The organism is Stagnimonas sp. FW305-C-60 (genome assembly GCF_058782965.1).
In genome coordinates, this window is record NZ_JBYSYF010000001.1 from 76,280 (window position 1) to 99,310 (window position 23,031).

Annotated in this window: 22 protein-coding genes; 9 read left to right on the top strand and 13 right to left on the bottom strand. The window is 67.4% G+C overall.

The window, feature by feature from the left end:
- Positions 1–22 precede the first annotated feature (22 nt).
- Genes radC through AC3WT6_RS00370 form a run of 3 tightly spaced genes read right to left on the bottom strand, consistent with a single transcriptional unit; the run spans position 23 to position 3,215 of the window.
- The gene (gene radC / locus AC3WT6_RS00360) at positions 23–697 is read right to left on the bottom strand and encodes a RadC family protein (protein WP_492651562.1); all 675 of its coding nucleotides are present in this window, start codon (positions 695–697) and stop codon (positions 23–25) included.
- Positions 694–2,595 (bottom strand): M48 family metallopeptidase, encoded by a 1,902-nt coding sequence (locus tag AC3WT6_RS00365; protein WP_492651563.1) that lies wholly within the window; start codon positions 2,593–2,595, stop codon positions 694–696. Before AC3WT6_RS00365 ends, radC begins: the two co-directional genes overlap by 4 nt.
- A 35-nt stretch (positions 2,596–2,630) precedes the next feature.
- Positions 2,631–3,215, bottom strand: coding sequence for a LemA family protein (locus tag AC3WT6_RS00370; protein WP_492651564.1), 585 nt, complete (start codon positions 3,213–3,215; stop codon positions 2,631–2,633).
- 70 nt (positions 3,216–3,285) lie between these two features.
- Between AC3WT6_RS00370 and coaBC the strand changes: the two genes are divergently transcribed.
- The 3 genes from coaBC (at position 3,286) to argB (ending at position 5,989) form a co-directional block, all read left to right on the top strand.
- Complete coding sequence (gene coaBC, locus AC3WT6_RS00375) at positions 3,286–4,491, top strand: bifunctional phosphopantothenoylcysteine decarboxylase/phosphopantothenate--cysteine ligase CoaBC (protein ID WP_492651565.1); 1,206 nt, start codon at positions 3,286–3,288, stop codon at positions 4,489–4,491.
- A 30-nt stretch (positions 4,492–4,521) separates the two neighbouring features.
- Positions 4,522–4,977 (top strand): dUTP diphosphatase, encoded by a 456-nt coding sequence (dut, locus tag AC3WT6_RS00380; protein WP_492651566.1) that lies wholly within the window; start codon positions 4,522–4,524, stop codon positions 4,975–4,977.
- Positions 4,978–5,122: 145 nt separating this feature from the next.
- Positions 5,123–5,989: an acetylglutamate kinase gene (argB, locus tag AC3WT6_RS00385; protein ID WP_492652829.1), complete on the top strand. Its 867-nt coding sequence runs from the start codon at positions 5,123–5,125 to the stop codon at positions 5,987–5,989.
- Between the two features lie 15 nt (positions 5,990–6,004).
- Here argB and rlmH read toward each other — a convergent pair whose 3' ends face one another.
- The 8 genes from rlmH to AC3WT6_RS00425 are packed head-to-tail and all read right to left on the bottom strand — an operon-like array spanning position 6,005 to position 12,767.
- The gene (gene rlmH, locus AC3WT6_RS00390; RefSeq protein WP_492651567.1) at positions 6,005–6,475 is read right to left on the bottom strand and encodes a 23S rRNA (pseudouridine(1915)-N(3))-methyltransferase RlmH; all 471 of its coding nucleotides are present in this window, start codon (positions 6,473–6,475) and stop codon (positions 6,005–6,007) included.
- Between the two features lie 21 nt (positions 6,476–6,496).
- Positions 6,497–7,120, bottom strand: coding sequence for a ribosome silencing factor (rsfS, locus tag AC3WT6_RS00395; RefSeq protein WP_492651568.1), 624 nt, complete (start codon positions 7,118–7,120; stop codon positions 6,497–6,499).
- Positions 7,120–7,785 carry a nicotinate-nucleotide adenylyltransferase gene (gene nadD / locus AC3WT6_RS00400; RefSeq protein WP_492651569.1) on the bottom strand — a complete coding sequence of 222 codons (666 nt, stop codon included), beginning with the start codon at positions 7,783–7,785 and terminating at the stop codon, positions 7,120–7,122. Before nadD ends, rsfS begins: the two co-directional genes overlap by 1 nt.
- A 32-nt stretch (positions 7,786–7,817) precedes the next feature.
- A complete protein-coding gene (locus AC3WT6_RS00405) occupies positions 7,818–9,053 on the bottom strand; it encodes a glutamate-5-semialdehyde dehydrogenase (protein ID WP_492652830.1) in 1,236 nt (411 codons plus the stop codon).
- 52 nt (positions 9,054–9,105) lie between these two features.
- Positions 9,106–10,191, bottom strand: coding sequence for a DNA polymerase III subunit delta (gene holA / locus AC3WT6_RS00410; RefSeq protein WP_492651570.1), 1,086 nt, complete (start codon positions 10,189–10,191; stop codon positions 9,106–9,108).
- 23 nt (positions 10,192–10,214) lie between these two features.
- Positions 10,215–11,168, bottom strand: coding sequence for an alpha/beta fold hydrolase (locus AC3WT6_RS00415; RefSeq protein ID WP_492651571.1), 954 nt, complete (start codon positions 11,166–11,168; stop codon positions 10,215–10,217).
- A gap of 4 nt (positions 11,169–11,172) precedes the next feature.
- Positions 11,173–12,174, bottom strand: coding sequence for an NADP-dependent oxidoreductase (locus AC3WT6_RS00420; RefSeq protein ID WP_492651572.1), 1,002 nt, complete (start codon positions 12,172–12,174; stop codon positions 11,173–11,175).
- On the bottom strand, positions 12,171–12,767 hold the full coding sequence (locus tag AC3WT6_RS00425; protein ID WP_492651573.1) for a 2-hydroxychromene-2-carboxylate isomerase: 597 nt from the start codon (positions 12,765–12,767) through the stop codon (positions 12,171–12,173). Before AC3WT6_RS00425 ends, AC3WT6_RS00420 begins: the two co-directional genes overlap by 4 nt.
- Positions 12,768–12,955: 188 nt before the next feature.
- On the opposite strand from AC3WT6_RS00425, the gene AC3WT6_RS00430 reads away from it, so the two are divergent.
- From AC3WT6_RS00430 to AC3WT6_RS00445, 4 genes are all read left to right on the top strand, one after another.
- Complete coding sequence (locus AC3WT6_RS00430) at positions 12,956–13,717, top strand: proteasome-type protease (protein ID WP_492651574.1); 762 nt, start codon at positions 12,956–12,958, stop codon at positions 13,715–13,717.
- A 151-nt stretch (positions 13,718–13,868) separates the two neighbouring features.
- Positions 13,869–15,143 (top strand): PucR family transcriptional regulator, encoded by a 1,275-nt coding sequence (locus tag AC3WT6_RS00435; RefSeq protein WP_492651575.1) that lies wholly within the window; start codon positions 13,869–13,871, stop codon positions 15,141–15,143.
- Positions 15,144–15,398: 255 nt separating this feature from the next.
- On the top strand, positions 15,399–17,363 hold the full coding sequence (locus tag AC3WT6_RS00440; RefSeq protein ID WP_492651576.1) for a DUF1302 domain-containing protein: 1,965 nt from the start codon (positions 15,399–15,401) through the stop codon (positions 17,361–17,363).
- Positions 17,364–17,378: 15 nt separating this feature from the next.
- On the top strand, positions 17,379–18,737 hold the full coding sequence (locus AC3WT6_RS00445) for a DUF1329 domain-containing protein (protein ID WP_492651577.1): 1,359 nt from the start codon (positions 17,379–17,381) through the stop codon (positions 18,735–18,737).
- Positions 18,738–18,832: 95 nt separating this feature from the next.
- Here the strand turns inward: AC3WT6_RS00445 and AC3WT6_RS00450 are convergent, their stop codons facing one another.
- Together AC3WT6_RS00450 and AC3WT6_RS00455 are read right to left on the bottom strand one after the other, a co-directional pair.
- Positions 18,833–19,762 carry an alpha-E domain-containing protein gene (locus AC3WT6_RS00450; RefSeq protein WP_492651578.1) on the bottom strand — a complete coding sequence of 310 codons (930 nt, stop codon included), beginning with the start codon at positions 19,760–19,762 and terminating at the stop codon, positions 18,833–18,835.
- Position 19,763: 1 nt separating this feature from the next.
- A complete protein-coding gene (locus AC3WT6_RS00455) occupies positions 19,764–21,296 on the bottom strand; it encodes a circularly permuted type 2 ATP-grasp protein (RefSeq protein WP_492651579.1) in 1,533 nt (510 codons plus the stop codon).
- Between the two features lie 199 nt (positions 21,297–21,495).
- Between AC3WT6_RS00455 and minC the strand changes: the two genes are divergently transcribed.
- Positions 21,496–22,182 carry a septum site-determining protein MinC gene (gene minC / locus AC3WT6_RS00460; protein WP_492651580.1) on the top strand — a complete coding sequence of 229 codons (687 nt, stop codon included), beginning with the start codon at positions 21,496–21,498 and terminating at the stop codon, positions 22,180–22,182.
- 36 nt (positions 22,183–22,218) lie between these two features.
- Positions 22,219–23,028 carry a septum site-determining protein MinD gene (minD, locus tag AC3WT6_RS00465; RefSeq protein WP_492651581.1) on the top strand — a complete coding sequence of 270 codons (810 nt, stop codon included), beginning with the start codon at positions 22,219–22,221 and terminating at the stop codon, positions 23,026–23,028.
- The last annotated feature ends 3 nt before the right edge of the window (positions 23,029–23,031 follow it).

Here is a 23,031-nt window from a genome sequence, read left to right on the forward strand (position 1 = left end):
AGCAAGCACCCTGCAGCGAGGCTCACAACAGCCCGCGTTCCGCGAACGACAGCGGCGCGCCCTCGCCGACCACGAAATGGTCCAGAACCCGCACCTCGATCGTCGCCAGCGCCTGGCGCAGACGCTCGGTGAGCCGGCGGTCGGCCTCGCTGGGATCGGGCGTGCCAGACGGGTGGTTGTGGGCAAAGATTACCGCGGCGGCGCCCAGGCGCAGCGCCACCTTGACCACCTCGCGCGGGTAGACGCTGGCCTCGCTGAGCGTGCCCTCGGCCAGCAGCTCGCAGGCCAGCAGGCGGTTCTGGGCATCGAGGAACAGCCCGCAGAACAGTTCGCGGTCGCGGTCGCGCAGACGGCTGGCCAGATAGCGGCGCACCAGCGCCGGCTCGCGCAGCAGGTCGCGCTCGGCCAGGGTCTCGCCGAGATGGCGCCGCGCCAGCTCCAGCACCGCCTGCAGCTGGGCGTACTTGGCCTCGCCCAGGCCCTTGGCGGCGCAGAAGGCGGCGCGCTCGGCGCCCAGCAGGCCACGCAGGCCGCCGAACCGGGCGAGCAGCTCGCGGGCGAGATCAACCGCGCTCAAGCCCGGCAGGCCGGTGCGCAGGAAGATCGCCAGCAGCTCGGCGTCCGACAGGCCGGCCGCGCCGCGCGCCAGCAGCTTCTCGCGCGGACGCTCGCCCTCCGGCCAGTCGCGGATGCTCATCCGCCGCTACCCAGGCCGGCCGGCAACGGGCAGTGCAGGCTGGCGCAGGCCACCCGCAGCAGCTCTGCCTCGCCGACCGTGACCCGGCCGTTGTGGGCCAGGGTGCGCACCAGCGCTTCGACCAGCAGCTGCTTGGCCGGCGCGGCCAGCTCGTCGAGCTGATCGAGGGCAGTGTCCAACTGCGGCCAGCTCGGCCCGCCCAGGTAGCGGCGCGCCAGACGCGGATACAGGTGGTTCCAGCCTTCCTGGAAGGCGCGGCGGGCCGCCTCGGGATCGGGATTGCCCGCATCGGCCATTGCTGCCAGCAGCAGGGCGACCGCGTCCTCACAGTGGGCCAGGCGGCGCCGGCCGCTGTCGTGCGCCAGTGCCGGTGCCAGCAGATCGGCCAACTGCACCCGCAGCATGCGGCCGAGCACAAACTCGAAGGCGCAGACCCGACCGTCGGCTCGGCTCACGGCGGCGACCAGCTCCATGTAGCGGCGCAGCTCGGCGGCCGGACGCGTCCGCAGGATCGGGAACACCAGCGCCGCCAGCGGCAGCCGCTGGGCGGCATGCAGATTGCCCTGCCGCCGCCGCCAGTACGCGACTTTCGCGGCCAGCGGCGCGCCCAGGCTGGCGCCGATCACCCGCAGCTGCTCGGCAGCGAGCGCCTCGTCGCGGGCATTGAGCAACAGGGCCAGCAGCAAGGCCGGCGCCTCCTGTGCGTCCTGCACACCGGCGATGAGGTCGGCCGGCAGGGTGGCGTGCAGCTGCTCGGCGTAGCGGTAGTCGTCGGCGCCCGGATGCGCCACCTGCGCCACCACCTGCTCCGGGCTCACCGCGCCGCCCGCCGCGCGCAGACGGCTGAGCGGCAGCTCCTCCTCGCCCTCCGGAACGTAGTAGCCGGGATCGTTGATCTGCTCGGCCAGACCGCGCAGGGACTCCGGCTTGAAGCCCGGCTCCAGGCGGCGGATGCGCTCCAGCACCGGCGGATGAGTGGCGAACAGGAAGTGCAGACCGAAGCCATCGCCAAACAGCATGTGGCTGACTTCCTCGCCACGACCACGGCTCAGATGCGAGCCCAGGTCGTAGCCGGCGATCTTCTTCAGTGCGGTGGCCAGCCCCAGGGTCTGGCGGGTGAACTGCACCGCCGAGGCATCGGCCAGAAACTCCCGCTGGCGCGAGATGCGCGCCTTGATGAGACGCCCGAACAGCAAGCCGACCGCGCCCGCCGCCACCAGGCCGAAACCCAGCACCGTCAACGTGCCGCCACGCCTGCCACGCCTGGGGGTGGCCTCCAGCAGCTCGCGGCCGATCACGTAGATCACCAGGAGGCCGAACACCAGGCCCATCAGGCGGATGTTGAGCCGCATGTCGCCGTTCAGCACATGGCTGAACTCGTGGGCGATCACGCCCTGCAACTCGTCGCGGTTGAGCTTCTCCAGACTGCCGCGGGTCACCGCGATGGCGGCATCGGCCGGCGCATAACCGGCGGCGAAGGCGTTGATGCCGGCCTCCTGTTCCAGCACATAGACCTCGGGCACCGGCAGGCCGGAGGCGATGGCGATTTCCTCCACGACATTGCGCAGCCGGCGCAGGCGTGGGTCGCGGGTCGCCGGGTCTACCCGCACGCCGCCCAGCGCCCGCGCCACCGCTCCGCCGCCGGCCTTCAGCTGGCTGATCTTGAACAGGCTGGCGAGCGTGATCACCAGCAGCACCAGCGCAGCACCCGCCGCCACCATGGACGGGTCTGGCAGGCGCAGGTCGGCGTAGGCCGGGTTCTGGCTGCTGGCCGTCGATACCGTCAGCGCTAGCACGCTGCCCACCAGCAGGGAGACGATCAGCACCGCCAGCACGAAGGCACAGAGCATCCAGCGCGACTGCGCACGCGCACGCGCCTGGTGCTCGAAGAAGTTCATCGTCGCTGCGGCGGTGCCGGACCGCGTTTATCGGCCTAGAAGCTGACTTTCGGCGCCTGCCGGGCTTCCGGGGTTTCCAGCTCCAGCGCCTGCGCGGCGACAAAGCCGAACAGGCCGGCGACGAAGTTGTTGGGGAACACCTCGCGCTTGTTGTTGTAGCTCAGCACGCCGTCGTTGTAGGCCTGGCGGGCGAAGGCGATGCGGTTTTCGGTGGAGGCCAGCTCCTCGCTGAGCTGCTGCATGTTGGCGCTGGCCTTGAGTTCCGGATAGGCCTCGACGCTGACGCTGAAGCGCCCCAGCGCGCTGCCCAGCGCGCTCTCGGCGCCGGAGAGCTTGGTCATCGCCACCGGATCGCCGGGGTTGGCGTGGGCCGCCTTGAGCGCGCTCAGCGCGCCGCCGCGGGCGGCGATCACCGCCTCCAGCGTGCCGCGCTCGTGGGCCAGATAGGCCTTGGCGGTTTCCACCAGGTTGGGGATCAGATCGTAGCGGCGCTGCAGCTGCACCTCGATCTGCGAAAAGGCGTTCTTGTAGCCGTTGCGCAGCGTCACCAGCCCGTTGTAGACGCCGACCAGGAAGAAGGCCAAGAGGCCGAGAATCACCAGAAAAATGACGGCGGACATCGTGCGCTCCCTTAGATATTGATGTCGATGCGACCCAGCCCAGAGCATAGCGGGCCTTACAATGCGCGTCATGACTACTGCCCCTCCTCGCAAGCTGCTGCTGGGCGTCACCGGTGGCATCGCCGCCTACAAGGCGGCGGAACTGACGCGCCTGTTCGTCAAGGCCGGCTGGCAGGTGCAGGTGGTGATGACCGCCCACGCCGGCGAATTCGTCACCCCGCTCACCTTCCAGGCCCTCACCGGCCGGGAAACCCGTGGCGCGCTGTTCGACCCCCAGCACGAGGCGGCCATGGGCCATATCGAGCTGGCACGCTGGCCGGACGCGATCCTGATCGCGCCCGCCTCCGCCAACAGCCTGGCGAAGCTGGCCCAGGGCCTGGCCGACGACCTGCTCTCCACCCTATGCCTGGCCAGTGACAAGCCGATCTTCGCGGCGCCGGCGATGAACCGCCTGATGTGGGCCAATGCCGCCACCCAGGCCAATATCGACCGGCTGCGGCAGCGCGGCCTGCGCCTGCTCGGCCCCGGCTCCGGCTCCCAGGCCTGCGGCGAGACCGGCGAGGGCCGCATGTGGGAACCCGAGCAGATCTTCGAAGCGGTGGTCGCGCAGGTCGGCGCCGCCGCGCCGGCCGATCTTGCCGGCCTGCACGCGGTGGTCACCGCCGGCCCTACCCGCGAACCGCTGGACCCGGTGCGCTTCATCACCAACCGCTCCTCCGGCAAGCAGGGCTACGCAGTGGCCGAGGCGCTGGCAGCGCGCGGCGCGCGGGTGACCCTGATCTCCGGCCCAACCCAGCTGCCGACGCCGCGCGGCGTCACCCGCATCGACGTCGAAAGCGCCGAGCAGATGCTGGGCATCAGCCTGGCCGCCGCCGCCGAGGCGCAGATCTTCGTCGGCGCCGCTGCGGTGGCCGACTACCGCGCCAGCGAAGTCGCCAGCGAGAAGATCAAGAAATCTGGCGAATCGCTGACCCTGGTGCTGAGCAAGAACCCCGACATCCTCGCCACCGTGCGCGCTGCCCAGCCCAAGCTGTTCGTGGTCGGCTTCGCGGCGGAAACCGAGAAGCTCGCCGAGCACGCGCGCGGCAAGCTGCAAAACAAAAAGCTCGACCTGATCGCCGCCAACTGGGTCGGCAACGGCAAGGCCTTCGATGCCGAGGACAACGCCCTGCAGCTTTACTGGCCGGGCGGCGAGCAGGAAATCCCTGCCGCCAGCAAGGCCGAGGTCGCCCGTCAGCTCGTGGACCGCATCGTCTCGCTCTACCAGGCCCGCTAATCCCCTAACCGCGCGTCCCACGCGCCGACCATGAAGAACATCCAGCTCAAGATTCTCGACCCGCGCGCCGCGCAACCCGCCTACGCCACGCCCGGTTCCGCCGGCCTGGACCTGCGCGCCATCCTCGACGCGCCGCTGGAACTGGCGCCGGGCCAGACCACGCTGATCAAGACCGGGCTGTCGATCTACATCGGCGATCCCGGCCTGGCGGCAGTGATCCTGCCGCGCTCCGGCCTGGGCCATAAGAGCGGCATCGTGCTCGGCAATCTGGTCGGTCTGATCGACTCCGACTACCAGGGCGAGCTGATGGTGAGCTGCTGGAACCGCAATCCGCCTGGAACCACGCCTTTCGTGATCCAGCCCGGCGAGCGCATCGCCCAGCTGGTGCTGGTGCCGGTGGTGCAGGCGGCCTTCGAGCTGGTGAGCGAATTCCACGCGATTTCCGACCGTGGCGCCGGCGGCTTCGGCTCCACCGGCAGCGCCTGAGCGTCACACTCCGTCATCATCCCGTCGCAGAACCTTCATCCCGAGTTGATCCCCGCGGCGTAGAACGCCGGCCATCGTCGTCACACCGCGAGGGAAACCCATGGCCCGGGACGGACTGCTCAACGTCAGCAACATCCGCAAGCAAATGCCCATCGACATCAGCAACGCCCAGAACATCGCCCGGGTCCTGACCGAGGCCCTGCCCTACATCCGGCGCTTTTCCGGCAAGACCTTCGTGGTCAAGTACGGCGGCAACGCCATGAAGGGCGACGACATGATCCAGTCCTTCGCGCGCGACATCGTACTGATGAAGCGGGTGGGCATGAACCCGGTGGTGGTGCACGGCGGTGGCCCGCAGATCGGCAAGCACCTGGAAAAGCTCGGCAAGAAGAGCGAGTTCATCGAGGGCATGCGCGTCACCGACGGCGAGACCATGGACGTGGTCGAGATGATGCTCGGCGGCCTGGTCAACAAGGCGATCGTCTCGGCGATCAACCAGCAGGGCGGCCAGGCGGTCGGTCTCACCGGCAAGGACGGCGGCCTGATCCGCGCCCGGAAGCTGACCATCAAGGGCCAGGACCTCGGCCAGGTTGGCGAGGTGGAGGCAATCGACCCGCGGGTGGTCACCCATCTGGAGGCCGGCGGCTTCATCCCGGTGATCGCGCCGGTCGGCGTCGGCAGCGAGGGCGAGGCCTACAACATCAATGCCGATCTGGTCGCCGGCAAGCTGGCCAGCGTGCTCAAGGCCGAGAAGCTGATCCTGCTCACCAATGTGATGGGCGTGAAGGACAAAGAAGGCAATGTGCTCACCGGCCTCACCGTGCCGCAGGTGCAGGGGCTGATCGCCGACGGCACCATCTACGGCGGCATGCTGCCGAAGATCCAGTGCGCGCTCGACGCGGTGAACTCCGGGGTGAAGACCGCCGTCATCATCAACGGCGAGCTGGACCATTCGGTGTTGCTGGAACTGTTTACCGACGAGGGCATCGGCACCCTCATCAAGGCGCACTGAGGCGCCACCTAGCCTTCAGGCCCGGTGGTAGGGGTGGTTGGCGTTCAGGCTCCAGGCCCGGTACAGCGCCTCGGCGACCAGCACCCGCACCAGGGCATGCGGCAGCACCAGCTTCGACAGGCCCCAGCTCTCCTCGGCGCGCGCCAGCACTTCCGGCGCATGACCGTCCGGGCCGCCGATGGCGAGCGCGACATCGCGGCCGTCCTGCTGCCAGCGCTGCAGGCGTAGCGCCAGCTGCTCGGTGGTCCACTGGCCGCCGCGTTCGTCCAGCGTCACCAGCCGCGCCTCGCGCGGCAGCGCCTTCAGTATCTTTTCGCCCTCGTCACGCTTGAGCCGCGCGAGGTCGGGGTTTTTGCCGCGTGGCGTCACCGCGATCTCGCTCAAGGCAAACCCGTATTCCGGCGGCAGGCGGCGGCTGTAGTCGGCAAAGGCCTCTTCCACCCAGCCCGGCATGCGAGTGCCGACGGCGATCAGGCGCAGCTTCATGCCTTTCGCCGCCGGCTGCTGTCAGCGCGCCTTCTTCGCGGCCGGCTTCTTGGCGACAGCCTTCTTCGCGGGGGCTTTCTTCGCGACCAGCTTGCTCAGCGGCTTCGCTACCGGCTTGGCCGTGACCTTGCGGGGCGCGGCCTTGGCGGCGGGCGCCAGCTTCTTGGTCGCGGGGGCCTTCTTCGCGGCCGGACCAGGCTTCTTGTCCGCCGCCACCTTCTTGGCGGGCACCGCCTTCTTTACCGGCGCGACCGCCTTGGTCTTGGCCTTGCTCTTGGCCTTTTTCTTCGCAGACTTGGGTTCGTCCAGCACCGGCTTGGGCTGGCCCAGATCCCAGAGCTTTTCCAGCTGATAGTGAGCGCGCGCCGAGGCCTGCAGGGTGTGGACCACCACGCCGTTGAGGTCCACCAGCGCCCACTCGCCCTGCTCCAGCCCCTGGGAGGAAAGCGGCCGTACGCCGGCTTCCAGGGCTTTCTCGATCACGCTCTGGGCCAGCGCCTTGACGTGACGGCTGGAGGTGCCGGTGGCGATCACCAGATGGTCGGTGACGCTGGTGAGCGAACTCACGTCGATGACCTGGATGTCGATGCCCTTGACGTCTTCGAGGGCGGCGACGGCGAGCTTGGTGAGCTGGTTGGTATTCATCAGTGTTTGGATTGGTCGTCCTGGTCGGTGAGGGCTTGCAGATCCTGCGGCGTCAGCGCGTCGAGAATGGCGTCGGGCACCAGTCCGCGCACCGAATGTCCGGTGCGCAGCAGGCGACGGATGCGCGAAGAAGAGATTTCCAGCAGCGGCAGCGGCAGTTCCAGCCAGAGGCCGGCCGGCACCGCGCGCAGCGCTTCGACGCTGTCGGCATGGCGCTCGGCGAGGATGTCGGCCTCCAGCGGCGGCAGCAGCGCCGAACCGGGCCGCGACACCACCGCCAGATGGGCGAGGTCGAGGATCTCGCGCCAGCGGTGCCAGGTGTGGAAGTGCGCGAAGGCATCGGCGCCGAGCAGCAGCACCAGCGGCGTGCGCGGCCGCCATTTCTTCAGCTCGGTGAGCGTGTCGATGGTGTAGCTGGGGCCTTCGCGCTTGATCTCGCGGTCGTCGGCAACCAGGCTCTTTTCCTTGGCCACCGCCAGCCGGACCCATTCCAGGCGCTTCTGCGGCGACACCCGCGAGTCCGGCCGGTGGGCCGGGTGCGCGGTGGGGATCAGTCGCACCTGCGAGAGCTGCAGACGATCCATCGCCTCCAGCGCCAGGCGCAGATGGCCGTTGTGGAAAGGCGCGAAGGCGCCGCCGAAGATGCCGATGGGAGCGCCGGCCACGGTTCAGACCAGGGCCGCGCGGGCGGCGGTCATCAGCGCACCTGCCCGTCGCCCAGCACCACCCACTTCTGCGAAGTGAGCCCTTCCAGCCCCACCGGCCCGCGGGCGTGGAACTTGTCGGTGCTGATGCCGATCTCGGCGCCGAGTCCGTACTCGTAGCCATCGGCGAAACGGGTGGAGGCATTGACCATCACCGAAGCCGAGTCCACCTCGCGCAGGAAACGGCGCGCGCGCGTGTAGTTCTCGGTGACGATGCTGTCAGTGTGCTGGCTGCTGTAGTCGTTGATGTGGCGGATCGCCTCGTCGAGGCCATCGACGACGCGGATCGCCAGGATCGGCGCCAGGTACTCGGTGCGCCAGTCTTCCTCGGTCGCCGGCTTGGCTTCCGGCAGATACTTGCGGGTGCGCTCGCAGCCACGCAGCTCCACCTTCAGCTCGCGGTAGATGCGGCCCAGCTCGGGCAGCGCGCGCGGCGCCATGCTGGCATCGACCAGCAGGGTCTCCATGGTGTTGCAGGTGCCGTAGCGCTGGGTCTTGGCGTTGACCGCGATGGCGATGGCCTTTTCCAGGTCGGCCTCGACGTCGATATAGACGTGGCAGATGCCGTCCAGATGCTTGATCACCGGCACCCGTGCGTGCTCGGCGACGAAGGCCACCAGGCCCTTGCCGCCGCGCGGAATCACCACGTCGACGAACTGCGGCATGGTCAGCAGCTCGCCGACCGCGGCGCGATCGGTGGTGGACAGCACCTGCACCGCGTCGCCCGGCAGGCCGGCGCGCTGCAGGGCGCGGCGGATGCACAGGGCGATCGCCTGATTGGACTGGTGCGCCTCGGAGCCACCACGCAGGATGGTGGCGTTGCCGCTCTTCAGGCACAGCGCGGCGGCATCGGCGGTGACGTTGGGCCGCGACTCGTAAATGATGCCGACCACGCCCAGCGGCACCCGCATCTTGCCGACCTGGATGCCGGAGGGGCGGAGGGCGAGATCGGTCATGGTGCCGACCGGATCGGGCAGCGCCGCGACCTGGCGCACGCCGTCGGCCATCGCCTCGATGCGCGCCGGGCTCAGCTCCAGGCGGTCGAGCAGGGCGGCATCGAGCTGGTTGTCGCGGGCGCGGCGCATGTCCTCGCGGTTGGCTTCGAGGATGGCCTCGGCCTCTTCGACCAGGCGCTCGGCGAGGGTGAACAGGGCGGCGTTCTTGGCGCCGGTGTCGGCCTTGGCCAGCTCACGGCCGGCGGCGCGGGCCTTGGCGCCCACGTCCTGCATGTAGGCCTTCAGGGCCGCTGCGGTTTCGGTTTTTGCTTTCGCCACGTTGCACTCAGGCGGCGACCTTGGTCGCCGGGGGCGCGGCCCCACTGGCCGCCAAGACCAATGTTAGCAAGTCCTCCCAGGCGGCCGACTCGCGGCCGGTCTTCACCGCCTGGTCGACCCTGGCCAGCAATACCAGGCCGGCGGCCGGCGAATAGCGCGCACCGCGGCGTAGCAGGGCCTCGTAAGGCTTGGCGCGGGCACCAAACAACTTGGCCTGGGCGAGCGCGCTGGCGACGTCGCGGCTGCGCGCGTAGGCGGCGTTGACGGCGCCCCAACTGCGCAGGGCATAGGCCAGGGCGCCGACCAGCTCCAGCGCCGAGACGCCCTCTTCGCGCAGCCGCTCCAGCGAGCGCAGGGCCGACAGGCCGTCGCCGGCCAGCATCTTGTCGACCAGATCGAAGGCCTCATAGCGCGCCGAGTCGGCCACCGCCTGTAGCAGGGCTTCGGCATCCACCGGCCTGTCGGGGAACAGCAGTGCCAGCTTGGCGAGATCCTGCGCACAGGCCAGCAGATTGCCTTCGGTGCGCTCGGCCAACAGGCGCGCGGCCTCCGGCTCCAGGCGCAGATTGAGGGCGCGGGCGCGCTGTTCGATCCAGGCCAGCAGTTCCTCGGGCTTCACCGGCCAGGCATAGACGGCGAAGCCGGCCGCCTCCAGCGCCGAGAACCAGCCGGACTCGCGGCCGCGCTTGTCGAGTGCGCCTGCCACCACCGCCAGCAGGATGTCCGGCGAGGGCTTCTCAGCGAGCTGCACCAGGGCCTTGGCGCCGTCTTCCGACTTGCCGCCGGCCTCGCTCTCGCCACCCTCCTCGCCCTTGCCGCGGCGGTGGCCATTCGGGCCCTTGGGCAGGTGCACCTCGATCATCCGCCGGCTGGCGAACAGCGACAGCGAGGCGCATTCGTCGAACAGCTGCTGCCAGCGAAAGCCGGGCTCGACCGTCAACGACACCCGCTCGCTATAGCCCTGGGCACGGGCGGCGGCACGCAGCTCGTCCAGCGCTTCCTGGATCAGCAGCGGCTCCTCGCCGGCGAGCACCACGACCGGCGGCAGGCCTTTCTTCACATGGGCGGCGACTTGGGCGGGGCGCAGTTGCATGCGGCCATTATCGCCTGCCGGCGCTAGAAGAACCGCAGCAGGGCGTCGGCGGTGGCTTCCGGCGCATCGAAATGCAGCATGTGGCCGGCGTCGGGAATACTGACTTCCCGGCTATCGCGGAAGCAGGCGCGCCGCGTGGCCTTCTCCTCTGCCTTCAGTGTCTGCCCGAAGGCCGAGCCACCGGCATCGACGAACAAGGTCGGCGCCTGGATCTGGCGCCAGATCGCCTCGCTCTCGGCATTGCGGTAGAGCGTCGGCATGTCCAGCCGATGCCGGGGGTCGGCGAGCAGGTGGATGCGGCCGGCGCCATCGGCCGCACCCCAGCCACGGGCGACAAACAGAGCGCGCTCGGCACTCAGCTGCGGATGCTGCTTCTGCACCCGTTCCGCCAGTTCCTCGAAGCTCGCATAGGTCTTGCCGCGCGCTGGCGCCTTCAACTGGTCGAGCCAGCGGCCGAAGCGGCGCGGCGCGCTCTCGGCCGGCATGTCGGGCAGGAACAGGCCGTCGAGAATCGCCAGGCGGCTGACCCGTTCCGGCCGCAGGCCGGCGTAGAGGCTGGCGACCTGGGCACCCATGCTGTGCCCGGCCAGACGCACCGGCGCCGCTGGCGAGAGGTAATCGACCAGGGCGTCGAGATCGGCGACATAGTCCTGAAACCAGTAGCCGTCGGCCGGCCATTCGCTGTAGCCGTAGCCACGCTGATCGAGCGCCACGACGCGGAAGCGCTGCCCTAGCCGCTCGCCGACATCGGCGAAGGTGGCCGTGGTGTCGAGCCAGCCGTGGCAGTAGATCAGCAGGGGTTTTTCACTGCCGTCCGTGGCGAGACTCTGCGCTCCGGTGCTGACCCCTGCCCGGCCATCCGTGGCCGGGCGTTCGGAGTCGCGGCGAGCCGTGCTCGCCAGGCGCGGCTCCTCACCCCAGCAGCGCAGATGGAAACGCAGGCCGCGCAGGCGCACATGCCGGGACTCGCCGCTCATGCGTTCAGACCTGGATCAGCAGCTTGCCGAAATTCTCGCCGGTGAACAGCTTGTTGAGCGTCTCCGGAAAGGTCTCCAGGCCCTGCACGATGTCCTCGCGCGACTTCAGCTTGCCCTCGGCCAGCCAGGTGCCCATGGCCTGGATCGCCTCGCCATAGCGCGGCGCCCAGTCGAACACCACCATGCCCTCCATGCGCGCGCGATTGACCAGCAGCGACATGTAGTTGGACGGCCCCTTCATAGGCGTGGTGTTGTTGTACTGCGAGATCGCGCCGCAGATGACGATGCGCGCCTTCATGCGGATCTGGGTGAGCACCGCGTCGAGGATGTCGCCGCCGACATTGTCGAAGTAGACATCCACGCCCTTGGGCGCCAGCTCGCGCAGCGCTTTCTTGACGTCCTGCGACTTGTAGTCGATGCAGGCATCGAAGCCGAGGTCGCGCACCACGTAGGCGCACTTGTCGGCACCGCCGGCGATGCCGATCACCGTGCAGCCCTTGAGCTTGGCGATCTGGCCCACGACCTGACCGACGGCGCCGGCAGCACCGGAGACCACCACCACCTCGCCTGGCTTCGGCTGACCAATCTCCAGCAGGCCGAAGTAGGCGGTGAGCCCGGGCATGCCGAGCACGCCCAGATACTTGGGCAGTGGCGCCAGGCGGGGATCGACCTTGCTCAGGCCCTCCGGCTGCAGGGCGGCGTAGTCCTGCACGCCCCAGTTGCCGACCACATGGTCACCGGCCTTGAACGCCGGGGTCTTGCTGACCAGCACCTCGCCCAGGGTGCCGGCGCGCATCACCTCGCCGATCGCCACCGGGCGGATATAGCTCTTGCCCTCGTTCATCCAGCCACGCATCGCCGGGTCCAGCGAGATATAGAGCGTCTTCACCAGCAGCTCGCCGTCCTTGGGCTCCGGCACCGGCGTTTCGGCATAGGCGAAGTCGCTGCGCTTGACCAGGCCCTGCGGGCGGGCAGCGAGAGTGAACTGGCGATTGATGAGGCTCATGACAACTCTCCCTTCAGATAGGCCTCGAGCAAGCCCAGGCGATCATTGCCCCAGAACATCTCCTCATCAACGTAGAAGGTCGGCGCCCCGAAGGCGCCACGCCGGATGGCCTCCTCGGTGTTGGCGCGCAGCGCGTCCTTCACCGCCGGCTCCTGGGTGGCGGCCAGCAGGGCGGCGCCGTCGAGGCCGACGCTCCCGGCGATGGCGCTGACCACCTCCGGCTGGCTGGGATCCTGACCGTCAGCCCAGTAGGCCTTGAGCAGGGCCAGGCTGAACTCCACGCCCTTGCCCTGGTTCGCCGCCGCCAGGCAGGCGCGGCTAGCGAGCACGCTGTTGAGCGGGAAGATTTTTGGAAACCGGAACGGGACGCCGTAGAGCTTGGCCCACATCCGGGCGTCACGGAACAGATATTTGCCCTTGCTGGGCAGCGCCGCCGGCATCTTGTTGCCGGTGGCCTCGAACACCTTGCCGAGCAGAAAGGGCTTCCAGTTGATCTGGGCGTCGCAGCGCCGCGCCAGGTCTTCGATCTGCGTGGCGGCCAGATAACTGTAGGTGCTGGCCGGGTCCCAGAAAAAATCAACGGTCTTGCTCATGATGGTTTTACCTGTGGTCTCCTCACATACCAGCCAGTATCATGACCCGGACGCCAGGCGGCAAGCGGCACGAATCCTGCAAACAGGATCGGGGGCAAACGCAAACAGCCTGCGGCTGACGTTACGGCATCAGGGCCCTACAATCGGCGGCCGCCGCGGGCGGCTTTCGGTAATCTTTCGGTGCAACGATGACGTACTGCGTAGCGGTGAAGGTCGATGACGGACTGGTGTTCGTGGGTGATACGCGAACCTCCGCCGGCGTTGATGACGTGCGCACCTATAACAAGATGCACGTCTTCGAGACTCCGGGAGAGCGGGTATTCGTGGTGCTGTCGTCCGGCAACCTAGCGACCACCCAGACGGTGCTGACCCATCTGCGCCGCGACATGGCCGAGGATAAGCCGGTCAACCTCAACAAGGTCCGCCACATGTTCGACGCCGCCGACTACCTCGGCGGCCTGTCGGTGCGCTCGCAGAAGGAAGCCGGCGCCCATACCCAGTACGCCAGCAACGTCGATTTCCGCGCCACGCTGATCCTTGGCGGGCAGATCCAGGGCGAAGACCCGGCCCTATATCTGATCTACCCGGAAGGCAACTGCATCTCCGCCTCGCCGGAAACCCCCTACATCCAGATCGGCGAAAGCAAGTACGGCAAGCCCATCCTCGACCGCGTGATCCGCCCGCCGCTCTCGCTGGAAGACGCCGCGCGCTGCGCCCTGGTGTCGATGGACTCGACGATGAAGTCCAACCTCACGGTCGGGCCGCCGCTGGATCTCGCGATCCTGCCGCGCGATGCCCTGCGCATCACCCACAAGGAACGCTTCGACCTCGACACTCCGTTCTACGCCAATCTGCGCAAGTCCTGGGGCGATCTGCTGATGCGCTCGTTCACCGAGCTGCCACGCTTCGACTGGGAAGCGCAGAGCCAGGCCCAGACGCAGCTCCTGTAGCCGCGGCATCCCTGCGCCATCGACTTTCAGCGCAGCCGGCTGCCAAGACCGGCGGATGCAGGTACGCTGCCTGGGTTGAAAGAAGGCCGACTTCAAGCGGCCCCGCCAGCTGTACCGGCAAACCCGTGCGCAATGGAGTGCGAAACCGGCCGTGTCCGTCCAACAACAGCCCCCCTACCCCGGCTCCCTGTCGACACCACTGCGCCGTCTGGTCGAAGCCCAGCTCGCCGAGCACCAGGCCATCGTCCAGCGCATGGTGCAGTGCATGGATGCGCAGATCGACGACTACCGTCAGCTCAGCGACCCGGCCATCAAGGTCGACATCCAGGACTCGCTGGATTACGTGCTGCAACTCTGGTTGCGCGGCCTGCTGGACGACCGCTGGCCCAGCGCGCTCGACCTCGAACCCCTAGTGGCCTACGGCCGCAGACGCGTGCACCAGGGCATTTCCATGGAAAGCCTGATGCAGGCCGCGCGCTCGGGCGCGCGCATGCTCTGGGAGGAAACCCTGAGCCGCGCCGAGTCCAGTCCGGGCTTGATGCAGGAGCTGCTATTCCGCATCTCGCCGCGGCTGCTGGCCTACTTCGACCTGGTCGGCCAGACCCTGGCCAGCGCCTATGCCGAGGAGCGCCGCGAACGGCTGTCTTGGCGCGACCGCTTGCGCTATGAGCTCTGCCGGCTGGTGTTCAGCAATCCCGAGGACGTCGACGGCTTCCGCACCCGGATGAGCGCCTTGGGCATGGACAGCAGCGCTCTGCATGTCGGCCTGGCGTTACGCCTGCAGTCTGGCGACGGCCTGGCGTTTCCGGACTCGCGCCTCAATCTCCTGTTCGCTGCCCTCCGGCGGCTGCTGGAGGCCGACAGCGAGGCGCTGCTGCGCACGGTGCGCCACGGCCATTTGCTGATCTGGGCGCCGCTACTGGCCGGCGAGTCGCTGATCGAGGGCGAGGCGCGGCTGGCGACACAGATGCAGGCCCTGCTGCGCGCCAACGCCGGCGTCGCCGCCATCGGCCTGGGGCTGCCCGACTCCGGCCCGCGCGGTTGGCAGTTGAGTGCGGAACAGGCCCTGAAGGCGCTCGATCTCGGCGCGCGGTTGGAGCCGCAGCAGGTGCTGCACCGCTATTTCGACTTCGCGCTGTATGACGCCCTGAGCCAGTCCGACAATGTCTGGCGTTTCCACGAATGCCTGATCGAGCGCCTGTCGCGCGAGGCACATCTGACGCGCACCCTGGAGGCCTACTTCGAGCATCGCCAGCACCGCAAGGCGGTGGCCGGCGCACTCGACATTCACCCCAACACCTTGAGCTATCGACTGGAGCGCATCGAGACCATCCTCGGCGCGCGGCTCGACGAGGTGAATTGGCATTCGCGCCTGCACGCCGCGTTGCGCCTGCGGCGACTGCACAACAAGACCGACCCGGGCTAGGGTCCGCGGGCGCGGCGCAAGCCGCAGCAAGACCGCTGCCGCAGTGCAGCAAAATCGGTGGCGTCAAAAAACCGTTGTGTGTATCCACAGTGCCGCCCGTCGTTTGACCAGTAGCGGTCACGAGTCCGTCTTCCCATACTCCGGTTAGCTGTCGGAATCCCATCCGGCGGTCGCAGGCAAAAAATTGCTGCGCTTTGCAAATCGGCCTCGCAGCCGGTTTCAAACAAAAACATCTACAGCTAGAGGAGATGGACGATGAGCAAGAAAAGCAGCGGCAGGCTGCGTCTCGGCGTCGGTTGTTCGCTACTGGCGATTCCGCTGGGCGCGATGGCCTTCCCATTCAGCTACGGCGAGATCAAAGGCAGCTTCGACACCACGGTTTCCGCCGGCGTCACCATGCGCACGGAATCTCCCGATCCCAGCCTGGTCGGTATCACCAACGGCGGCACTTCCCGTTCGGTGAATGACGACGACGGCAACATCGGCTTCGACCAGGGCGACCTAGTCTCCGGCGTGCTGAAGGCGACCCATGACCTGGAACTGAAATACCGGGACTATGGCGTCTTCACCCGCGTCAATTACTTCTACGACGCCGTCGCCTCGGACGCCAGCCATCGCGAAGACCGCTTCAATGCCGCCGGGCTGCCTGTGAAAAATCGCGCAGCCTATGACTACGAGCTGGGCAAGCGCGGCCGCGAGCGGCTGGGCTCGCGCATCGACATGCTCGACCTGTTCGCCTATGGCCGCTTCGACCTCGCCGGCCACAACCTCTCGGCCCGGGTCGGCCGCCAGGTGGTGAGCTGGGGCGAGAGCACCTTCATCGGCAACAGCATCAACTCCATCAATCCGATCGATGTCGCCAAGATCCGTACTCCCGGCGCCGAACTGAAAGAGGCCTTGATCCCCACCGCCATGCTGTGGAGCTCCTTGCAGCTCAGCGACTCGGTCAGCCTGGAAGGTGTCTGGCTCAACGCCTACGACAAGACCGAGATCGACCCGCGCGGCAGCTTCTTTTCCAGCAACGACTTCGTCTCCGACGACGGCAACAAGGCGATTGTCAGCTTTGGCCGCCGCGAGGACGACAACAAGGTCGTACGCTCCCCGGCGCCATCCGCGACCAATCCGGGCTCCGCCAGCGTCTGGGTACCACGCCAGGGTGGGCCAGAAGTCGACGACGCCACCAAGCAGTTCGGCGCCGCCATCCGCTATTTCTCAGAGGCGCTGGGCAGCACCGAATTCGGCCTCTATTACCTGACCTACCACAGCCGCACACCACTGGTTTCCGCCATACGCGGCGGCTCCACGGCGGCAGGCGGCAATGCGACCAATGCCGGCAACCTGGCCAATCCGCTGTGCTCGACCCAGGCGACCCCCACCGCAAACTGCCGCGCCAGCTACTTCGCGGAGTTCCCCGCCAACATCGACCTCTACGGCCTGAGCTTCAATACCGTCGGCCCCTGGGGCGTGGCTTTGCAGGGCGAGTACTCCTACCGCCCGAACCAGCCGCTGCAGCTGTCCGGCACCGAGGTACTGCTCGCCTCGCTGGGCGTGCCCAGCAGCATCAGCCCCACCCCTCTGGCCGCCGGCACCTACATCCAGGGCTGGCGTGAGGTGGCGATGCACCAGGCGCAGATGACCGCGACCAAGGCCTTCGGCCCTACGCTGGGCGCGCAGCAGTTCCTGGTGCTGGGCGAGGTGGGCGTGACCCAGACTGATCTCCCCGAGGAGTTGCGCTTCAACGGCCCTGGCGCCGGCCTTCCGGCCTGCGGCTTCGCCTCGGCGGCAACGCTGGCGGCGGTCTCCAATGGCTCCTGCCAGTCGGAAGGCTTCGCCACCAACACCTCCTGGGGCTATCGCATCGTCAGCCGCTTCGACTTCGAAAGCGTGATCGGCTCGATGCAGATGTCGCCGCGACTGGTCTGGGCGCACGACGTCAACGGCGTGGGCCCGACCTTCAACAAGGACAGCAAGGCCATCACCCTCGGCTTGGCGCTGAACTACCTGCAACGCTGGCAGGCGGACATCGGCTACACCACCTTCTTCGGCGGTCGCACCTACTCTGGCACCGATCCGGTGCCGCCGGGCGTCGACATCAACCCCGATCCGGCGGTGACCACCCTAAGCCCGGGCGATTCCACCCAGTCGCAATCCTTCGCGACCAGCGCAAATCCCAACAAGGACCGCGACTTCCTCGCCATCAGCGTCTCCTACGCGTTCTAACTGGAGAGTAATCCCATGCGCACCCACACAAAACTGACCGCGTTGTTCGCGGCAGCCCTGAGTTCGATGACGGCGATCGCCGCCGTCCCAGCCGCCGAAGCCGACAAGCTCGGCACCACCCTCACCCCGATCGGCGCCGAGAAAGCCGGCAACGCCGCCGGCACCATCCCGGCCTGGACCGGCGGCCAGACCACGGTAGTCGCCGGCTTCAAGACCGGTAGCCACTACCTCGATCCGTTCGCCGACGACAAGCCGCTGTTCACCATCGACGCCGCCAGCGCCGACAAATACAAGGACAACCTCTCGCCCGGACAGATGGCGATGTTCAAGCGTTATCCGACCTTCAAGATGAAGGTCTATCCGACCCGGCGCAGCGCCGCCTACCCGGCCGGCATCTACGCCGAGACCAAGGCCAATGCCACCAAGGTGAAGCTGGTGCAGGGCGGCAACGGCATCGAGGGCACCACCGGCGGCGTGCCATTCCCGATTCCGCAAAGCGGCCTGGAAGCGATCTGGAACCACCTGACCGTCTACAAGGGCGACACCTACGCCACTTCCTGGGCACAGGCGCCGGTGACCGCGGGCGGCGACTACAACCTGGTGAAGTTCGACTACGAGTACGACTTTTCCTACGGCAACCAGAAGAAGACGCCCGAGCAGCGCGACGCCAACCTGCTGTTCTACTTCCTGCAGATCATCAAAGAGCCGCCGCGTCTGGCCGGTTCGATCCTACTGGTGGATGACTTCATCGATCAGGTGAAGACGCCGCGCAAGGCCTGGACCTACAACCCCGGCCAGCGCCGCGTTCGTCTGGCGCCGACGGTGTCCTACGACAACCCCGGCACCGCGGCGGACGGCCTGCGCACCAACGATGACTTCTTCATGTACAACGGCGCCACCGACCGTTACGACTGGAAGCTGGTGGGCAAGAAGGAGATGTACATCCCCTACAACGCCTACAAGATCAATGGTCCGACGATCAAGGTGAAAGATGTGCTGATGCCCGGCCACATCAATCCCGAGCACGCCCGCTACGAGCTGCACCGGGTCTGGGTGGTGGAAGCCAATCTGAAATCCGGCACTTCGCATGTCTACAAGCGCCGCAGCTTCTATCTGGATGAAGACAGCTGGGTGATCCATGTCGCCGACAAGTACGACAACCGCGATCAGCTCTGGCGCGTGGATGAGCTGCACAGCCTCAACTACTACGACGTGCCGTTCGTGGCGCCGGGTCTGGAGCTGCACTACGACCTGCAGTCCGGCCGCTACATCGCCATGGGCCTGCGCAACGAAGAAACCAAAGTGTACGAGCCCATCGTCCGTAGCCCGGCCGACTTCACGCCAGACGCCCTGCGCACCAAGGGCACCCGCTAAGCGGAGCGCCGCCTTACCTGCCCGCCCCCGGCCACCTTTTGGCCGGGGGCTTCTTTTTGCCCGAACGATTAAACCCGGAGCGGGCGGACCGGCAATCAGCTGCGGAAATAAGACTCGGCGATGGCGTCGTCGAGCTGGCCTAGGCCGACCTGGATCTCGTCCATGAACAAGGCCAGGCCATCCGGCTGCGACGACAGCGAGCCGATGTTGGCATCGGCGATCAGCGCCTTGGTGCGCTCGATAGCGCGCTCGACCTTGCGGCTGGGTGGCAGGAAGGGCATGGTGGAACCGATGGTCGACAGCGCGAAGCTGACGCTGCGCGGGAACTGCCGGTCCTGCAGCAGGAAGCGCAGCACGCCGGGACCATTGACCCGCGCGCGCACATGCCGCCGATACATCTGGTAGGCGGTGAGCGACTTCAGCACACTCATCCACTGGATGTTGTCGAACGGCGTGAGGCTGGCATCGGGCTGGAACAGCCGCGAGGAACGCACATCGAGGATGCGCGTGGTCATGTCCGCCTGCTCGAGATTGGTGCCCATGCGCAGAAACTGGAAGCCGACATCGCGACTCATGTTCGAGGTGAGCACGCCCACCGTAGTCATCGCTCCGTTGATCACCCCTTGCAGGAACTCCTGCCGGCGAGCGCGGGTGACGCTACGCTCGCCACGTTCCTGCACGAACAGATAGAGGTCGTTCAGGCGCTCCCAGGCCTCGCGCGGCAGGCAGTCGCGCGACACCCGGGCGATCTCGCGGGCGTAATTGAGGCTGGAGAAGATCGAGCCGGAATTGCGCTCGTCCATCAGGGTGAAGCGCACCACGTTGTCTTCCGTCGCCTGGCCGCCGGCGGCACGGAAGGCGGCATCGGCACCGGTGATTTCCAGCAGCGGCGCCCAGCCGACGGTGACGTTGCGCGGCAGGTCCAGCAGCAGATTGGCGTGGACGTTGATCAGGCGCGCGGTGTTTTCGGCGCGCTGCACATAGCGGCCGAACCAGTAGAGGTTGTCAGCAACACGCGACAGCATGTCAGTGCCCCCCCGCCTTGGCGGCATCCGCTTTCGGCGGCGCCGCGCTGCTCTGGGTCTGCGCCTGGACCTCGTCCTTGTCGGCCTCGACATCGACGATCCAGGTGTCCTTGGAGCCGCCGCCCTGGGAGCTGTTGACCACCAGCGAGCCCTTGACCATCGCCACCCGGGTCAGCCCGCCGGTGGTCACATATGCAGTGCCATCGGGACGCGAGAGGATGAACGGCCGCAGATCCAGATGCCGTGGCTGCACGCCCTCACTGGTGATGGTCGGCGCGGTGGAAAGGGACAGCGTCGGCTGCGCCATGTAGTTGCGGGGGTTTTTCAGGATCAGGTCGCGGAACTTGTCGAGCTCGGCCTTGCTGGCGCGCGGACCGATCAGCATGCCGTAGCCGCCGGACTCGTTGGCCGGCTTCACCACCAGCTTGTCCAGATTGGCGAGCACATAGCTACGCTGCTTCTCGTCCATGCACAGATAGCTGGGCACATTGGGCAGGATCGGATCCTCGCCCAGGTAGTACTTGATCATCTGCGGCACGTAGGCGTAGACCACCTTGTCGTCGGCCACGCCAGCGCCAGGCGCATTGGCCAGCGCCACCTTGCCGCGCATCCAGGCCCGCATCAGGCCCGGCGCGCCCAGCATGGAATCGGGGCGGAAGGCCTCGGGGTCGAGGAACAGGTCATCGACCCGGCGGTAGATCACGTCCACCCGCTTCAGGCCGTAGATGGTGCGCATGTGCACGCAGTCGTCGTCGCCGACCACCAGATCGCTGCCCTCGACCAGCTCCACGCCCATCTGCTGGGCGAGATAGGCGTGCTCGAAGTAGGCGCTGTTGTAGATGCCCGGCGTCAGCAGCACCACGGTCGGGCTATCGAGCGGACGCGGCGACAGCGCGGCCAGCATGTCGTAGAGCTGCGCCGGGTAATCATCGACCGGGCGGATGGTGGTGGTCTCGAACAGCTCCGGCCAGACCCGCTTGGTGACCAGGCGGTTCTCCAGCATGTAGCTGACGCCGCTGGGCACCCGCAGGTTGTCTTCCAGCACGTAGAGCGTGCCGTCGCCGTCGCGGACCAGATCGGTGCCGCAGATGTGCGCCCAGATGCCGCCGCGCGGCTTCACCCCCACGCACTGGGGACGGAAGTTGACGCTCTCGGTGAGCACGTCGCCTGGGAACACCCCGTCCTTGACGATCTTCTGCGCGCCATAGACATCCTGAATGAAATGATTGAGCGCGCGGGTGCGCTGCTTCAGGCCGGCCTCGGCACGCTCCCATTCCTTCGAGGTGATGACCCGCGGGATGATGTCGAACGGCCAGGCGCGGTCGACGTTCTTGCCCTCGGAGTACACCGTGAAGGTCACCCCCATCACCTTGATCGCCAGATCGGCGGCCAGCTGGCGCTCGGCCAGCTCCTTGGGTGAGAGGTTGACGAGATAATCGATCAGCTGACGGGCACCTTCCCGTGGCGCGCCCGAGGCGTCAATGAGCTCATCGTAGTGTTCATGGTTGCGGTAATCGCGCCACTCAACGGCCATATATGCGGTCCGGGGGCCTTTTGTTTGCGTGTGGGTTCAAAGCTAGCATGCTCACTCGCAAAACGCAGGCCAGTTCTCCGAAAGGAGCAAGGGCCGCTGGCCGCAAGGGTCTTGCCGCGACCGCTCTGCGGATATGCCTTCCTCGAACCGGCACCGCCGGCCGGCGGTGCTAAACTGCCCGAAACCGCACTTGCTCACGATGGCCCGCACCGCCCCCGCACTGGAACTCAAAGGCCGCCTGCTCTCCACTACCCGGCTGCGGGTGCTGAAGGCCGACCTTGCCGCCATCGAAACCCAGCTGTCTGAACTCGCCCGGCAGATGCCGCAGGCGGTCAAGGGCATGCCGGTCGTGCTGGAAAGCGAAGAGCCGCTGGACCTCGAAGCCCTGCTGGCGACATTGCGCCGCCACGGCATCCAACCGCTGGGCGTCAGTGATGGCGTGCTCAACAGCGCCGCCACGGCTCTGGGGCTGGCGGTGCTGCCGCGCGACAGTCGTGGCGCCCGCGCCGAACCGGTGCCCGCACCGACGACGGCCACTCCCGCGCCGGTAAAGCGCAGCACCCGCATCGTCACCGAACCGGTACGCTCCGGCCAGCAGATCTACGCCGAGGATGGCGACCTGATCGTGCTGGCGGCGGTGAGCCCCGGCGCTGAAGTGATTGCCGACGGCTGCGTGCACGTTTACGGACCGCTGCGTGGCCGCGCCATCGCCGGCGCTCGCGGCGACCAGAGCGCGCGGGTGTTCGCCCGCCGCTTCGAAGCCGAGCTGGTCGCGGTGGCGGGCATCTATACCGTCGCCGAGCAGATCAAGGGCAGTCCACGCGGCGAACCCGCCCAGGCGCTGCTGCGTGACGGCAAGCTTTGCATCGAAACCCTGGGCAGTTGATTCGCAACACCCATCAGCACTCATTAGGAAACTACCGTGGCCAAGATCATCGTCACCACCTCCGGCAAGGGCGGCGTCGGCAAGACCACCACCAGCGCCAGCTTCTCCACCGGCCTTGCCCAGCGCGGCAAGAAGGTCGCGGTCATCGACTTCGATGTCGGCCTGCGCAACCTCGACCTCATCATGGGCTGCGAGCGCCGCGTGGTGTTCGACTTCGTCAACGTGATCCAGGGCGAGGCCAACCTCAAGCAGGCCCTGATCCGCGACAAGGGCAATGAAAACCTCTACATCCTCGCGGCCAGCCAGACCCGGGACAAGGACGCCCTCTCGCTCGAAGGCGTCGAGAAGGTGCTCAACGATCTTGCCGACCAGGGCTTCGACTACATCGTCTGCGACTCCCCGGCCGGCATCGAGCGCGGCGCCCACCACGCGATGTACTTCGCCGACGAGGCACTGGTGGTGACCAACCCGGAAGTCAGCTCGGTGCGCGACTCCGACCGCGTGATCGGCCTGCTGTCCAGCAAGACCCGCCGCGCCGAGCGTGGCGAGAAGCTGCGCGAGCATCTGGTGCTGACCCGCTACAACCCGGCGCGGGTGGAAAAGGGCGAGATGCTGTCGGTGAAGGATGTGCAGGACATCCTCGCCATTCCGCTGCTCGGCGTGATTCCGGAAAGCCCCTCGGTGCTGACCAGCTCCAACGCCGGCGCCCCGGTGATCGCCGACCCCTTGAGCGACGCCGGCCAGGCCTATCAGGATCTGGTGGCACGTTTCCTCGGCGAAGACCGACCGATGCGTTTCATGACCGTCGAGAAGAAGGGACTGTTCAACAAGCTCTTCGGCGGTTGAGGA